This window comes from Nocardia sp. NPDC127526, assembly GCF_042672265.1.
GTDB lineage: Bacteria > Actinomycetota > Actinomycetes > Mycobacteriales > Mycobacteriaceae > Nocardia.
In genome coordinates, this window is sequence record NZ_JBHXVO010000018.1 from 140,305 (window position 1) to 153,769 (window position 13,465).

Below are 13,465 nucleotides of genomic sequence, written 5' to 3' on the forward strand. Positions count from 1 at the left end.
TTACATCCATGGCTGTCGGGCCGAGCCGGGTCGACTCGGCCGAGCTTCCCTGTCTACCGCCGGAACAGCGGAAATGCCTGGTCCTGACGCTTTCTTTACGGTCTCACCCGCGATGTTGACGGCCCGGGTGCGACACACCGGAGAAAGCTCGTAAGCAGGGCGTCAAGGCGGGCGTTTGGGACGCTAAGAAGCCGTAAAGGCCCTCGTTTTCGGCTCGTTTTAACGCTTGACTCGCTCCGGCGCATCTCGGGATGCGCAGCACAGAGAGAGGTTCAAGAGATGTCCGTCGTGGTGTTCACCGTGCTGACAGTGGCGATCTTTGCCCTGCTCGGCCTGATCCAACGCGGGGTGGAACGGCTGTGATCCAGAACATTGTCGGTCTGGTCCTGGCCATCGGCATCGCCGCGTTCATGGTCGCGGCGCTGCTGTTTCCGGAGAGGTTCTAAGTGAGCACGACAACCGCGGGGATCGTCTTCGTCGCATCCCTGATCATCGCGCTGGCCGTGGTGCACATCCCGCTCGGGGACTACATGGCCCGCGTCTACAAGGCCGAGAAGCATTCGCGCGCCGAGAAAGTCGTCTACAAGGTCATCGGCGTGCAGCCGGGCGTGGAGATGACCTGGGCGGTCTACGCCCGCAGCGTGCTGGCCTTCTCGGCGGTGAGCATCCTGTTCCTGTTCTTCTTCCAGCTGCTGCAGGGCAAGCTGCCGCTGCACCTCGAGGATCCGGCGACCGAGATGACGCCGGCGCTGGCCTGGAACACCGCCGTCAGCTTCGTCACGAATACCAACTGGCAGAACTACTCCGGTGAATCCACCATGGGTCACCTGGTGCAGATGGCCGGTCTGGCGGTGCAGAACTTCGTGTCCGCGGCCGTGGGCATGGCCGTCGCGGTGGCGCTGGTGCGCGGCTTCGCCCGCAAGCACACCGCCGACCTGGGCAACTTCTGGGTGGATCTGGTGAGGGGAACCATCCGGATTCTGCTGCCGATCTCGTTCGTGGCCGCGATCATCCTGATCGCCGGCGGCGCGGTGCAGAACTTCGTGCTCAACGACCAGGTGGTGGACACCGTCGCCGGTGCGACCCAGACCCTGCCGGGTGGTCCGGTCGCCAGCCAGGAGGTCATCAAGGAGCTCGGCACCAATGGCGGCGGCTTCTACAACGCCAACTCCTCGCACCCGTTCGAGAACCCCACCACCTGGACCAACTGGTTCGAGATCTTCCTCATCCTGATGATCCCGTTCTCGCTGCCGCGCGCCTTCGGCCGCATGGTGGGCAGCGTGAAGCAGGGCTATGCCATCACCGCCGTCATGGGCTGCATCGCGCTGCTGTCGATCGGGTTGACCAACCTGTTCCAGCTGCAGCACCACGGCACCGTCCCGACCGCCATCGGCGCGGCCATGGAGGGCGTGGAAACCCGCTTCGGCGTATCGAATTCGGCGACCTTCGCCGCCTCGACCACGCTCACCTCGACCGGCGCGGTGGACTCGTTCCACGACTCCTACACCAGCCTCGGCGGGCTCATGACCATGTTCAATATGCAGCTCGGCGAGGTCGCGCCCGGCGGCGTCGGCTCCGGCCTGTACGGCATGCTGATCCTGGCCGTGATCACGGTCTTCGTCGCCGGCCTCATGGTCGGGCGCACCCCGGAATACCTGGGCAAGAAGATCACCCCGCGCGAGATCAAGCTGGCCGCAACCTATTTCCTGGTCAGCCCGCTGATCGTGCTGGTGGGCACCGCCATTGCCATGGCCATGCCCGGACAGCGCGCGAGCATGCTCAACAGCGGCCCGCACGGGTTGTCGGAAGTGCTGTACGCCTTCACCTCCGCCGCCAACAACAATGGCTCGGCCTTCGCCGGCCTGACCGGCAATACCGAGTGGTTCAACACCGCGCTCGGCCTGGCCATGGTGTTCGGCCGCTTCCTGCCCATCATCTTCGTGCTCGCCCTGGCCGGATCGCTGGCCCAGCAGGGGCATACGCCGGAGTCGATCGGCACGCTGCCGACGCATCGGCCGCAGTTCGTCGGCATGGTCGTCGGCACCACCTTCATCCTGGTCGCCCTGACCTTCCTGCCCGCGCTCGCGCTCGGGCCGCTCGCTGAAGGAATCCACTGAAATGTCTGCCCCCACTGTCGAAATCGAGAAGCCCGAAGCGGCTTCCGCGCACCAGGGCGGCCGGGTCTCCAGCGGACTGTTCACTCCGCAGCAGCTGGTGAAGTCGCTGCCGGACGCCGTCAAGAAGCTGGACCCGCGCACCCTGTGGCGCAATCCGGTCATGCTGATCGTCGAGATCGGCGCCGTCTGGTCGACCATCCTGGCGATCGTGGACCCGAGCTTCTTCGGCTGGGCGATCGTCGTCTGGCTATGGGCCACCGTGCTTTTCGCCAACCTGGCCGAGGCCGTCGCCGAGGGGCGCGGCAAGGCGCAGGCCGATACGCTGCGAAAGGCCAAGACCGACACCGTCGCTCGCCGGCTGGTGAACTGGTCGCCGGGCGCGCGCATCATCGAGGAGAAGGTCGCGGCCCCGGAACTGCAGCGCGGCGACCACGTCGTCGTGGAGGCCGGACAGGTCATCCCGGGCGACGGCGATGTCGTGGAAGGCATTGCCTCGGTGGACGAATCGGCCATCACCGGTGAATCCGCTCCGGTCATCCGCGAATCCGGCGGCGACCGTTCCGCGGTCACCGGCGGCACCACGGTGCTCTCGGACCGGATCGTCGTGCAGATCACCCAGGAGCCGGGCGGCTCGTTCATCGACAAGATGATCGCGCTCGTGGAGGGCGCCTCGCGGCAGAAGACGCCGAACGAGGTGGCGCTCAATATCCTGCTCGCCGCGCTCACCATCATCTTCGTGTTCGCGGTGGCGACCCTGCAGCCGCTGGCCATCTTCTCCAAGGTGAACCTGCCGGGCGTGCCGGATTCCATCGCGCTCACCAATGACGGCATCAGCGGCATCGTCATGGTGTCCCTGCTGGTCTGCCTCATTCCGACCACCATCGGCGCACTGCTGTCGGCCATCGGCATCGCCGGCATGGACCGCCTGGTGCAGCGCAATGTGCTCGCCATGTCCGGTCGCGCCGTCGAGGCCGCCGGTGACGTGAACACCCTGCTGCTGGACAAGACCGGCACCATCACCCTGGGCAACCGCCAGGCCTCGGCCTTCGTGCCCATGCCGGGCGTGTCCGAGGACGAGATCGCCGACGCGGCACAGCTTTCCAGCCTCGCCGACGAGACCCCCGAGGGCCGTTCCATCGTGGTGTACGCCAAGACCGCGTACAACAAGCGCGAGCGGCACGCCGGCGAACTGGTCGGCGCGACCTGGGTGGAATTCACCGCGCAGACCCGCATGTCCGGTGTCGATCTGGCCGACGGCCATCAGCTGCGCAAGGGCGCGGCCAGCGCCGTCACCGAATGGGTCCGGCTGCACCACGGCGAGGTGCCCGCCGAGGTCGGTCAGACCGTGGACGGCATCTCCGCCTCCGGCGGCACCCCGCTGGTGGTCGCGGAGATCAAGGACGGCAGGGCCCGCCTGCTCGGCGTCGTTCATCTCAAGGACGTCGTCAAGGAAGGCATGCGGGAGCGCTTCGACGAGATGCGCCGGATGGGCATCCGCACCGTCATGATCACCGGCGACAATCCGCTGACCGCCAAGGCGATCGCCGACGAGGCCGGTGTGGACGACTTCCTCGCGGAGGCCACTCCCGAGGACAAGCTCGCGCTGATCAAGCAGGAGCAGGACGGCGGCCGCCTGGTCGCCATGACCGGTGACGGCACCAATGACGCGCCCGCGCTCGCGCAGGCCGACGTCGGCGTGGCCATGAACACCGGTACGTCCGCGGCCAAAGAGGCCGGCAATATGGTCGACCTCGACTCCGATCCGACCAAGCTCATCGAGATCGTGGAGATCGGCAAACAGCTGCTCATCACGCGCGGCGCGCTGACCACCTTCTCCATCGCCAATGACATCGCCAAGTACTTCGCCATCATTCCGGCGCTGTTCGTGGCCCTGTTCCCCGGCCTGGACGCGCTGAACCTCATGCGGTTGTCCAGCCCGCAGTCGGCGATCCTGTCCGCGGTCATCTTCAACGCCATCATCATCGTGGCGCTGATCCCGCTGGCGCTGCGCGGCGTGGCCTACAAGCCCGCGGCGGCCTCGAAGCTGTTGAGCCGCAACCTCGCGGTCTACGGCCTGGGCGGCATCATCGCCCCGTTCATCGGCATCAAGCTGATCGACCTCCTTGTCCAATTCCTCCCCGGGATGTCCTGAAATGCGCATGTCAACTTGGATCCGGCAACACATCGCCGCGCTGCGTGCGCTGCTGGTGCTCACGGTGATCACCGGAATCGTCTATCCGCTGGCGGTTTTCGCGGTGGCCCAGATTCCAGGGCTGAAGGACAATGCCGACGGGTCGCTGCTCGAGGCGAACGGGAAGACGGTGGGCTCCAGCCTCATCGGGCAGTCCTTCACCGACGCCGACGGCAATCCGCTGGTCCAGTACTTCCAGAGCCGGCCGTCCGCGGCGGGCGACGGCTACGACCCGCTGTCCACCTCGGCCAGCAATCTGGGCCCGGAACAGATCGTGGACTCGAGCCCGGACGAGCCCAACCTGCTGACCACGGTCTGCGCGCGCTCCAAGGCCATCGGTGCGCTCGACGGCGTCGACGGCGCCCGGCCGTTCTGCACCCCCGGCGGGGTGGGCGCGGTGCTGTCGGTCATCGGCCCGCGCGAGGCGAACGGCGAGGTCGACCATCCGACCAAGGTGGTCAGCGTCAACGAGTTCTGCTCGGTGAGCCCGGAGACCTTCCTGCCCGAATACAAGGGCGTGAAGGTGGAATGCGCCACCGCGGGCGAGGACTATTCGGCCGGGCGGATCATCCCGATCCGCGGCCATGCGCCCGATGTCTCGCAGGTGCCCGCCGACGCCGTGACCGCCAGCGGCTCCGGCCTGGACCCGCACATCTCCCCGGAGTACGCGGCCATCCAGGTGGCGCGAGTCGCCAAGGAGCGCAATATCTCCGAGGCTGACGTCAAGACGCTGGTCGAGGCGCACACCGACGGCCGCACCCTCGGCTTCCTCGGCGCGCCCCGGGTGAACGTGGTCGAGCTGAACATCGACCTGGACAGCAAGTACCCCTTCAAAGGCTGATCAAGGGCTGATCAAGGGCTGACGCCTATCGCCACCACCAGTCATCCCGGCGTGCTTTTGGCCGGGATCTCTGGCGTGTGGTGGATTCCGGCCAAAAGCACGCCGGAATGACGGGGAAAATGACTGGGAAAATGACGGGGAAGGGTCTGTGCGGTGTCAGCCCATCGGGCGGCAGTTGGCCGGGTTGGGCAGTTCGGTGCACGGCGTATTGCCGTAGGCGCGCAGGATGTCCTTGCCGGCGTCATCCGTGAGGAAACGCAGGAATGCCGCGGCGAGTGAATCCGCGGGGAGTTCGCCATTGCTGTAGGCGTATTCGACATTCCAGAACGGATAGGCGCCGGTGAGGGCCTGCTCACGCGTGGCGGCAGCACCGGCGATCGACACCGCCGTGATGCCGGAAGCCTTTGCCGCGTCGGCGGATTCGCTGTACCCGATGGCGCCGGGCAGGCCCGCCACGGTGTCCAGCATGTCCTTGGTCGACCCGACCGCGCAGAACGCGGGCCCGGGCGGTTTGGTGTTCTGGACGGCTCGGCAGGTGGCGGACGGCGCAGGGGGCTGTTCGTCGCCGAGAATACGGCCGCGGAAGGTCTCGCGGGTCCCGGAGCCCACGATCCGATCCACCACGCGCACCGGCAGATCCGGGCCGCCGAGCTGCTGCCAGTTGGCCACGCGGCCCGCGTACAGGTCCCGGATCTGCGACACGGTGAGATCGGGCACGGTGACGCCGGGATGGACGATCATGGTGAACAGCGACATGGCCAGCGGCCGGGGCAGCAGATCCGGATTCGGGAAGGCCGCGGTCTTCGGGCCGTCGGTAACAGCCAGCAGGCCCGCATTGCCCGCGCCTTGCTTGTCGACCCGGTCCAGCCCGCTCTCACTGCTGTCGAACGCGGTGTCGATCTCGGCTCCGGCGCAACGCTTCTCGTAGGCGCTCGCGGCCTCGTTCATGACCGATTCGAAGGCCGTCGAGCCGACGAGCGTCAATGTCCCAGTGGCGCAGTCGGAGGCCACCGGCTTGTCGGTGACCAGCGCGACGGTGAACTGGACCGCGATCACCACCACCAGAAAACCGATGAGCGCCAGTAGTTTCGGCGACAATCCGGTCCGGCTGCGGGTCTCGATGACCCGGCCGCCCTTCAGCCCGCCCTCCACCGTCGGCGGCGCGTACTTACCCGAGCCGGTGGTGCGCTGGAACAGCGCGAGAATCTTGTAGTGATCGCCGCGGTTCATCGGCACCTTCGGCAGATCGAGGACGCCGATCCGCTTGCCGTCGACGGTCTCCTCGTGCGCGCCGATCCCGGCGCCCGGCCGCAGGCTGTCGCCCAGGCCGCGCGGACTGAACTCGGTCACCGCCATGCCGATGACGCGGCGATCCTCGAAATACAGGTGCATGCCGATGTGCTGCTCATCGGGCACCGCGTAATCGCGGGTGTCGATGGCGGTCGCGCCATTGTTCTCGATGCGGATCAGCACGATCGACAGGTCGTGCAGCGCCGGTGCGTCGCCGTCCTCGGCGGGCGCGGTCAGCTTGCCCAGCACGCCCGGCAGCACCTCGACCAGTTCGGTGGGGTCCTCGATCCGGCCGGTGACCGGGGTGTCCATCTGGACCCGGTAGCCCAGCCGTTTCCGCCCGACGAGCACGAACTCCCAGACGAAGGCGACCAGCGGCACCGCGATACCGATGAGCGCGAGCACGATCTCTATGGGAACCCCGAACACCAAACCCCCGAATCGTCTTGTCCGACTGCATTGTCGGACCGTTGATCAGTAGCACACCGCCGTCGCCCGAGCATTTCGGCAACAGTTCACCCGCGCGCTACCGGGCCCGCGCTCTCACCACCAGCCGAGCAGCGGCCGCAGCTGGCGGCCGAGTTCCGGTGCGAGCGAACGCGCGTAGCTCGCGGTGAGGTGATGCTCGTCGTGATAGATGAGGATATTGCCCTCCACCACCGCGCAGACCTCCTGCTCGCAGACCGCGTCATTGAGATCGAGGGTGTGCACGCGGGGGAAGTCGGTGGCCGGATCGGCCGCGGGATTGGTCGAGGACAGCGCGTCCGGGCGCTGCATACCGCAGCTGAGGCGATCGCCGCCCGCGGCCAGGCAGTCGATGGCGCGATAGCGAATGCCATTGCGCCGCAACCACGGCGTATCGCGAATGGCGAGCACCTCCAGGCCGCGATCGGACAGCTCCGACCAGACATCCAGATAGTCCTGCGGGGTTTCGTCGCCGCCACTGTCGGCGGGGCGGGTGCCGGTGGTGAAGACGAAATCCGGGCGGTCCTCGCCGAGCCGGTCGATCACCTCGCGCGACCAGTCGCGGCAGTCCGGATTGCGCTGGCCCTTGTACATGGGCTCCTCGGCCACGGTGAGCGGGCAGCCCATCTTCAAATAGATGGTGAGCCGGAACCCGTACTGCTCGGCGAGCACCAGCAGCGCCGGAACCCAGTGCTCGGCATGGGAATTGCCGACCACTGCCACGGTGTGCGGGGAATTGGCGTCGCCGTAGGTGCAGGTGATGACCGAGCGGGTGTCGAAGTCGGAGATGCAGCCGTCGCGGGTGGGATAGGCGACATCGGCCGGGGCTTCCTCGATGGTGGGCCGCATCTGGGCGCGCGGCACCAGCGCACCCTCGGTGAGGGCCAGGGCGCCGGGGTATTTCGCCGGATCCAGCTGGCCGACGGCCTGCGCCTTGGCGCCATTGGTCCACTGCCAGGTCAGGGTGGAACCGAGCACCAGGACGCCGATGGCGGTGACGGCGGTGCCGATCAGCACGCGCGGGCGGGCGGCGACGGTCGGTCGCTTGCGCAGGCGCAGTGGCTCTTCGATCCAGCGGTGCGTGGCATAGGCGAGCACGAACGAGGCGAGGATGACGGCGAGACCGCCGAGCGGCCCGGCGCTGCGCTCGTGCCGTTCGCCCAGGTAGAAGATGAGAATCGGCCAGTGCCACAGGTAGAGGGCATAGGCGAATGCGCCCAGCTGCACGATCGGCGCGGCCGCCAGTACGCGGTTGACCGCCGGCTGCGCCTCGGTGCGCAGGCCCGTGCCCGCGAGAATGAGCGCGGCCGTCGCCAGCACGGGTAGCAGCGCCGCCGGTCCCGGGAACTGCGCGGAACCGTTGACCAGCCAGCCGCAGGCCACGATGGCGGCAATGCCGAACCAGGCGAGGGCTTCTCGCAGCGGGCGCGGCAGCCGCACCAGCGGCGCGGCAATGGCCAGCAGCGCACCGGTGAGCGGCTCCCAGGCACGCGCGAAGGTGTCGTAGTAGTTCCAGCCCTGCTGGGTCGAAACGCCGTGGGCCGCATAGCAGAACGAGACGAGCGCACCCGCGCCGAACACCACCGCGAGCGCGATTCGCAGGGTGTCGGGCCGCCCGGCCCGGCGCAGCACCCGATTGGCGCGCAGCAGCACGGGCACGGGGGCGAAACGCGTGAGCGTTGCCCGCCCGGTCCGGTTCAGCCAGGCCATGGCCGCGATGATCACCAGCAGGCCCAGATAGCACTGGCCCTGCACCGACATCGACCACAGATGCTGCAGCGGGCTCACCGACGGATCGGCCGCCAGATAGTCCGACCAGGACAGCGCCAGATACCAGTTCTGGTAGTAGAACAGCGAAGCCAGCGTCTGGGCCGCGATATCGGACCAGCGGGTGTGCGGGAGCAGCGCCACCGTCGCGATCACGACCGCCGCCAGCACCACCACCATGGCGGGCAGCAGCCGGCGCAGCGTGCGCTTCAGGGTGGCGGGCACGCCGACCGCGCCGTCGTCCGACCGGCGCAGCAGCATGCCGGTGAAGAAGAATCCGGACAGCACCAGGAAGACGTCCACGCCGCCGGACACCCGCCCGAACCAGATGTGGAAGACGACCACCAGGGCGATGGCGATCCCGCGCAGCCCGTCCAGGTCCAGCCGGTAGGCGGAGCCGGGCTGCCGCGCCGGGGCGGCGGTGGCGTCGCGGTCCGGTGCGGTCGGCGAGGTGTGCTCGGTGCGGAATATGGCCATGGCGGCGACCATTCTGGTATCCAATTGCCGGAAACGCCCAATCGCCACACCAGGGGTGACCGGAATGTGGCTTATGTCCTGATCAGGCGAATGCAAAATATCGCAGCCACAGATATGGGATCGCCACCGCGATCGTGAGGGTGGTCACCGCAATGCCCTTCCTGGTGAATTCCCAGAACGAGATGGGATGGTCGGATCGCTTGGCGATACCGAGCATCACCACATTCGCGCTGGCGCCGACTGCTGTGAGATTGCCGCCGAAATCCGCCCCGATGGCCAGCGCCCACCACAGGGTGTCCGCCTGTGCCTGGTGATCCATGGATTCCACCAGGTCGGCCACCAGGGGGCTCATGGTCGCGACGTACGGGATATTGTCGATGATCCCCGACAGCAGGGCCGAAACCACCAGGATCAGCATGGTTGCTACGAGCGCATTTCCACCGGTGACTTCGGTGGCGTATTTCGCCAGCCGGCCGATGACTCCGGTTTTCACCAATGCGCCGATCATCACGAACAGGCCGGCGAAGAAAAGCAGCGTTTCCCATTCCACCGCCGAGAGGTAATCGCGTTGCGGCAGGCCGGAAATCAGCACCAGCACACCCGCGCCGAGTAGCGCCACGATCGATGGTTCGAGATGGAAAATCGAATGCCCGAGGAAGCCCGCGAAAACCGCGGCCAGCACGATTCCGCTCTTGATCAGCAGTTTCGGATCGCGAATGGCCTCGCGCTCGTTCAACTGCATGATGTCGGCGACCCGCGCCGGATCGACGTCGAACGCGCCGCGGAACAGGCGCGGCAGCGCGAGGGTGAAGACCGCCAGCGTGATGAGCACGATGGGCGTCATGTGCCACAGGAAGGTGTTGAACGAGATGTTCGCCCGGCTGGCAATGATGATGTTGGGCGGATCGCCGACAATGGTCGCCGCACCGCCGATATTGGAGGCCAGCACCTCGGCGATCAGGTACGGCGTGGGCGGCACGTCGAGGCGTTCGCACACCAGCAGCGTCACCGGCGCGATGAGCAGCACGGTGGTCACATTGTCCAGGAATCCGGACGCGCCGGCGGTGATGAGCGTCAGCAGGATCATGACGCGCAGCCCGGATCCCTTGGCGCGCTTGGCCGCCCACACCGCGGCGAATTCGAAGATGCCGGTCTGCCGCAGCACGCCGACGATGATCATCATGCCGAGCAGCAGGAAGATGACATCCCAGTCGATGCCGGTCTCGTGCGAGTAGAACACATCGTCGGCGCTGGCAATGCCCAGCGCGACAACGATGCCCGCGCCGCAGAGCGCGGCCGTGGTCTTGTGCACGCGCTCCGAGGCGATCAGGACATAGGCGATGGCGAAGACCGCCACGGCAATGGCGGTCATCGCGACCGCCCCGGCGGGCTCAGTTGTGCAGCGCCACTTCCAGCAGCCGCGAGGCCGTGATCACCCCGAGCAGCTTCCTGCCGTCCATGACGGCGACCAGCGGCGTCTTGTACCGGGCCATGAGCGCGGCCACCTCGATCATATTGTCGTCGCCGTTCGCGGCGGGCAGCCGGCTCAACCGCTCCGGGATCACATCGCGGACCTTCTTGCCGCGCAGCCGATTCGCCACCTGCGAGCACATGGATTCGTTGAGCACCCCGGCCAGCGAGGGATCGTCCTGGACGTACTTGGGCACGATGAACAGCACCACGGTGGAGGCGGGCAGCACCGCGCACGGCGAGCCGTCGGCGTCGGTGACCAGAATTCCCGGTAGCCGATGGTTCGCCAGCAGCCTGGCCGCATCCATCGCATCGGAGTCCAAATCGATTACCGGATAGTCCTCGGCCATCTGCGCGGCATGCATACTCGCAGGATACGACGCTGCACCCGGCTGTCACGGGAGCAGAATACGTCAAGATCGAATTCGGGCCGCGCAACGGAAACTCCCAGGTCGGTTCGTGGCGAACCCAGGTCAGGGTTCCACCGCCGACCAGACTTCCCGGCACACCTGCTGTAAAGATGCCGTAAGCGACCGCCCGACAGCAAGTTACGCGCACCGGACGGGACCGGCCGCACCGTGCCGGTCCCGTGCCCGAATCTCAGTAGCCGCCCGGCTGCAGGCGCAGCGGCACGCCCAGGCGGTTCCACAGATTGATCTGCGCGGTGATGGCGACCAGGCCGCCGCGCTCGCCCTCGTCGAAGTGCTTCTCGACGCCCGCCCAGATCTCATCGCTCACACCGTGCACGCCCAGGCGGGTCGCGGCCTCGGCGTAGTCGAGGGCGGCGCGCTCGGCGTCGGTGAACAGCGTGGACTCCCGCCACGCGTTGAGGTGGTAGATCCGCTGTTCGGTCTCGCCTTCCTTGCGGGCCTCGGCGGTGTGCATGTCGATGCAGAACAGGCAGCCGTTGATCTGGGAGACACGGATTTTCACCAGCTCCCGGACGGTCGCGGCGAGCGGGCCCTTGCGAATGGCCATCTCGGCCTGCACCCAGGCCTGGTAGACCTCGGGCGCGAGCTGGGGGAGGTTGAGTCGTGACATGTGCTCGTCCTTTCTCGTCGGTACACAACTAGGACGCGGCGGCTCACGCGGGCGTGACGGGCCGCCGATGTGGGACCGGTCACGTCGTGTCCGCGCCCCGGGGCCGGGTGATCGGATTAGCCTCGTGGGCATGCCGATGGCTGATCTCGGGGCGAAGCTGCTGCGGACGCGCTGGTTCGTGCGAGCGCCGATCTGGTTGTTCCGGGCGCGGCTCGGATTCGTCTTCGGCGGACGGGTGCTGCTGCTCGAGCACATCGGGCGGAAATCGGGGGAGCGGCGGTACGTCGCCCTCGAAGCCGTGGACCGGCCCGACGAGAACACCGTGATCCTGGCGTCCGGCTTCGGCACCGGGTCGCAGTGGTACCGGAACTTGAAGGCGAATCCGCAGTGCTGGGTGAGCATCGGGACCCGCAATCACGTCCCCGCGACCGCGCGCATGCTGACGCCGGAGGAAGCGAAACCCGTGATGGCCGAATACAAGACGGTGCATCCGGCCGCGTACAAGGAGCTCGGCGGGATCATCGAGCAGGCCATCGGCGGCGATATCGACGATGTGCCCCTGGTCGAGCTGACCCTGTCGAACTGACCTTGCGGAGCTGATCCGCCGAGCGCTACGCGGTGAGCTCGTAGACCCGGTAGGGACTGCGGATCACCTGATAGGCCACATTGCGCACCTCCACACCGCCTGCGGTGCGGCCGAATTCGGTGCCCGCGTGGGCGTGCCCGTGCAGGGCCAGCGCCGCGCCGCCCGCGTCCACGGCCTCGGCCAATTCGGCGCAGCCCAGGTGCGAATAGATCCGCGGCGATTCACCGGCCAGGGTGTCCAGCACCGGCGCGAAATGCGTGAGGGCCACGCGGATGTCGCAGTCCAGGGTGTCCAGCGCCGCCCGCAGGCGCTGCGCGTCGCGCGGGCCGCGGCGATAGCGTTCGCGATGCTCCTCGGTGCCCTCATCCGGATCACCCGGATAGCCCGGGAAGCCGCCGCTGCCGCCCATCACACCGGCGATGCCGAGCCGAATGCCATTGAGCTCGAGCACGGTCGCGGTCCCGTCGAGCACCCGCACGCCGCGTTCGCCGAGCAGTTCGGTGATCCTGGCCTGGTTACCCCGGTCGTGATCGTGATTGCCGAGCACCGCCACCACCGGCACCGGCAGCCCGGACAGCTCGCCGCTCACCGCCCCGCCCGCGCGCAGGGTGCCGCCATTGGTGAGATCCCCCGCGAGCAGCAGGACATCGGCGTGGTCGCCCAGCCGTTGGAAGGCCGGCCGGAACCGCCCGATGGTCTTCTCGGTCATGTGCAGGTCCCCGACGGCGGCGATCCGCACGACGCGGCCATTGCCGCTATTGCTCCCCATACCCGTCAATCAGCCACAGCCGGTCGGTTCTGTCAACGGCATTGAACCGCGCGCCCCGGTACTACCACCTGGAAGGGTAGCTGCGATTCTGCGAAAGACGGCGATCCGGACAATAATTCGCTCGTGCAAGCAGTCTTCCTGATCGCGCTCGGTGTGCTGTTCTTCATTATGGGACCCGCATTGGCGGTGGTGATCGTGTCCGCGGTGCGGCGCTCGGCGCGAGAGCAACTGGCTGCGCGACGGCCCGCGAAGGCAACTGCTGTGCGCATGCCCGTAGGCGCACACCGCGCCGTTCGGCGCTGAACTCAACCGATCCCGCGCCGGCCCTCCCCATTCCGGCGTGTTCCTCGCCGGCCCGGTCATCCCGGCGTGGGGGTGGGGGGTGGGGCGCGGACACGCCGGGGGGTCCGAGCGCTAAACGCGCGGGCGCGCGCGGGGGGGGGGCGGCGCG

General features: G+C 67.5%; 12 protein-coding genes. 6 read left to right on the top strand and 6 right to left on the bottom strand.

Translation table 11 applies throughout. The features are described 5' to 3' along the window. Positions 1 to 251 precede the first annotated feature (251 nt). From ACFVIV_RS25910 to ACFVIV_RS25925, 4 genes are read left to right on the top strand one after another with little or no spacing between them, the layout of a single operon-like run. On the top strand, positions 252 to 446 hold the full coding sequence (locus ACFVIV_RS25910) for a potassium-transporting ATPase subunit F (protein WP_379200550.1): 195 nt from the start codon (positions 252 to 254) through the stop codon (positions 444 to 446). Then, the gene (kdpA, locus tag ACFVIV_RS25915; RefSeq protein WP_379200552.1) at positions 447 to 2,117 is read left to right on the top strand and encodes a potassium-transporting ATPase subunit KdpA; all 1,671 of its coding nucleotides are present in this window, start codon (positions 447 to 449) and stop codon (positions 2,115 to 2,117) included. A 1-nt stretch (position 2,118) separates the two neighbouring features. Continuing rightward, on the top strand, positions 2,119 to 4,269 hold the full coding sequence (gene kdpB / locus ACFVIV_RS25920) for a potassium-transporting ATPase subunit KdpB (protein ID WP_379200554.1): 2,151 nt from the start codon (positions 2,119 to 2,121) through the stop codon (positions 4,267 to 4,269). 1 nt (position 4,270) lies between these two features. Beyond that, positions 4,271 to 5,149 carry a potassium-transporting ATPase subunit C gene (locus ACFVIV_RS25925; RefSeq protein ID WP_379200556.1) on the top strand — a complete coding sequence of 293 codons (879 nt, stop codon included), beginning with the start codon at positions 4,271 to 4,273 and terminating at the stop codon, positions 5,147 to 5,149. Between the two features lie 156 nt (positions 5,150 to 5,305). On the opposite strand, the gene ACFVIV_RS25930 is transcribed toward ACFVIV_RS25925, so the two are convergent. The 5 genes from ACFVIV_RS25930 to ACFVIV_RS25950 all read right to left on the bottom strand — a co-directional run bounded on the left by ACFVIV_RS25930 (position 5,306) and on the right by ACFVIV_RS25950 (position 11,659). Further along, positions 5,306 to 6,868 (bottom strand): substrate-binding domain-containing protein, encoded by a 1,563-nt coding sequence (locus ACFVIV_RS25930; protein ID WP_379200579.1) that lies wholly within the window; start codon positions 6,866 to 6,868, stop codon positions 5,306 to 5,308. A gap of 114 nt (positions 6,869 to 6,982) precedes the next feature. After that, positions 6,983 to 9,148, bottom strand: a complete 2,166-nt coding sequence (locus tag ACFVIV_RS25935; RefSeq protein ID WP_379200558.1) for an acyltransferase family protein — start codon at positions 9,146 to 9,148, stop codon at positions 6,983 to 6,985. Positions 9,149 to 9,230: 82 nt separating this feature from the next. Further along, positions 9,231 to 10,520: an SLC13 family permease gene (locus tag ACFVIV_RS25940; protein WP_379200560.1), complete on the bottom strand. Its 1,290-nt coding sequence runs from the start codon at positions 10,518 to 10,520 to the stop codon at positions 9,231 to 9,233. Between the two features lie 19 nt (positions 10,521 to 10,539). Beyond that, the gene (locus ACFVIV_RS25945; RefSeq protein ID WP_379200562.1) at positions 10,540 to 10,983 is read right to left on the bottom strand and encodes a CBS domain-containing protein; all 444 of its coding nucleotides are present in this window, start codon (positions 10,981 to 10,983) and stop codon (positions 10,540 to 10,542) included. Between the two features lie 235 nt (positions 10,984 to 11,218). Next, positions 11,219 to 11,659 (bottom strand): carboxymuconolactone decarboxylase family protein, encoded by a 441-nt coding sequence (locus tag ACFVIV_RS25950; RefSeq protein ID WP_379200563.1) that lies wholly within the window; start codon positions 11,657 to 11,659, stop codon positions 11,219 to 11,221. 136 nt (positions 11,660 to 11,795) lie between these two features. Here ACFVIV_RS25950 and ACFVIV_RS25955 point away from each other — a divergent pair, with 136 nt between their 5' ends. Continuing rightward, positions 11,796 to 12,245, top strand: a complete 450-nt coding sequence (locus ACFVIV_RS25955) for a nitroreductase family deazaflavin-dependent oxidoreductase (protein WP_379200581.1) — start codon at positions 11,796 to 11,798, stop codon at positions 12,243 to 12,245. Between the two features lie 25 nt (positions 12,246 to 12,270). On the opposite strand, the gene ACFVIV_RS25960 is transcribed toward ACFVIV_RS25955, so the two are convergent. Further along, positions 12,271 to 13,014 (bottom strand): metallophosphoesterase, encoded by a 744-nt coding sequence (locus ACFVIV_RS25960; RefSeq protein ID WP_379200565.1) that lies wholly within the window; start codon positions 13,012 to 13,014, stop codon positions 12,271 to 12,273. A 123-nt stretch (positions 13,015 to 13,137) separates the two neighbouring features. Between ACFVIV_RS25960 and ACFVIV_RS25965 the strand changes: the two genes are divergently transcribed. Beyond that, the gene (locus ACFVIV_RS25965) at positions 13,138 to 13,317 is read left to right on the top strand and encodes a hypothetical protein (protein ID WP_379200567.1); all 180 of its coding nucleotides are present in this window, start codon (positions 13,138 to 13,140) and stop codon (positions 13,315 to 13,317) included. Positions 13,318 to 13,465 lie beyond the last annotated feature (148 nt).

What these genes read in the sequence shown, in the direction of transcription:
- kdpB (WP_379200554.1), top strand. Translation starts at nt 2,119, where the DNA reads ATGTCTGCCCCCACTGTCGAAATCGAGAAGCCCGAAGCGGCTTCCGCG.
- ACFVIV_RS25935 (WP_379200558.1), bottom strand. Translation starts at nt 9,148, where the DNA reads ATGGCCATATTCCGCACCGAGCACACCTCGCCGACCGCACCGGACCGC.
- ACFVIV_RS25910 (WP_379200550.1), top strand. Translation starts at nt 252, where the DNA reads ATGCGCAGCACAGAGAGAGGTTCAAGAGATGTCCGTCGTGGTGTTCAC.
- ACFVIV_RS25940 (WP_379200560.1), bottom strand. Translation starts at nt 10,520, where the DNA reads ATGACCGCCATTGCCGTGGCGGTCTTCGCCATCGCCTATGTCCTGATC.
- ACFVIV_RS25950 (WP_379200563.1), bottom strand. Translation starts at nt 11,659, where the DNA reads ATGTCACGACTCAACCTCCCCCAGCTCGCGCCCGAGGTCTACCAGGCC.
- ACFVIV_RS25925 (WP_379200556.1), top strand. Translation starts at nt 4,271, where the DNA reads ATGCGCATGTCAACTTGGATCCGGCAACACATCGCCGCGCTGCGTGCG.
- ACFVIV_RS25955 (WP_379200581.1), top strand. Translation starts at nt 11,796, where the DNA reads ATGGCTGATCTCGGGGCGAAGCTGCTGCGGACGCGCTGGTTCGTGCGA.
- ACFVIV_RS25960 (WP_379200565.1), bottom strand. Translation starts at nt 13,014, where the DNA reads ATGGGGAGCAATAGCGGCAATGGCCGCGTCGTGCGGATCGCCGCCGTC.
- ACFVIV_RS25945 (WP_379200562.1), bottom strand. Translation starts at nt 10,983, where the DNA reads ATGCATGCCGCGCAGATGGCCGAGGACTATCCGGTAATCGATTTGGAC.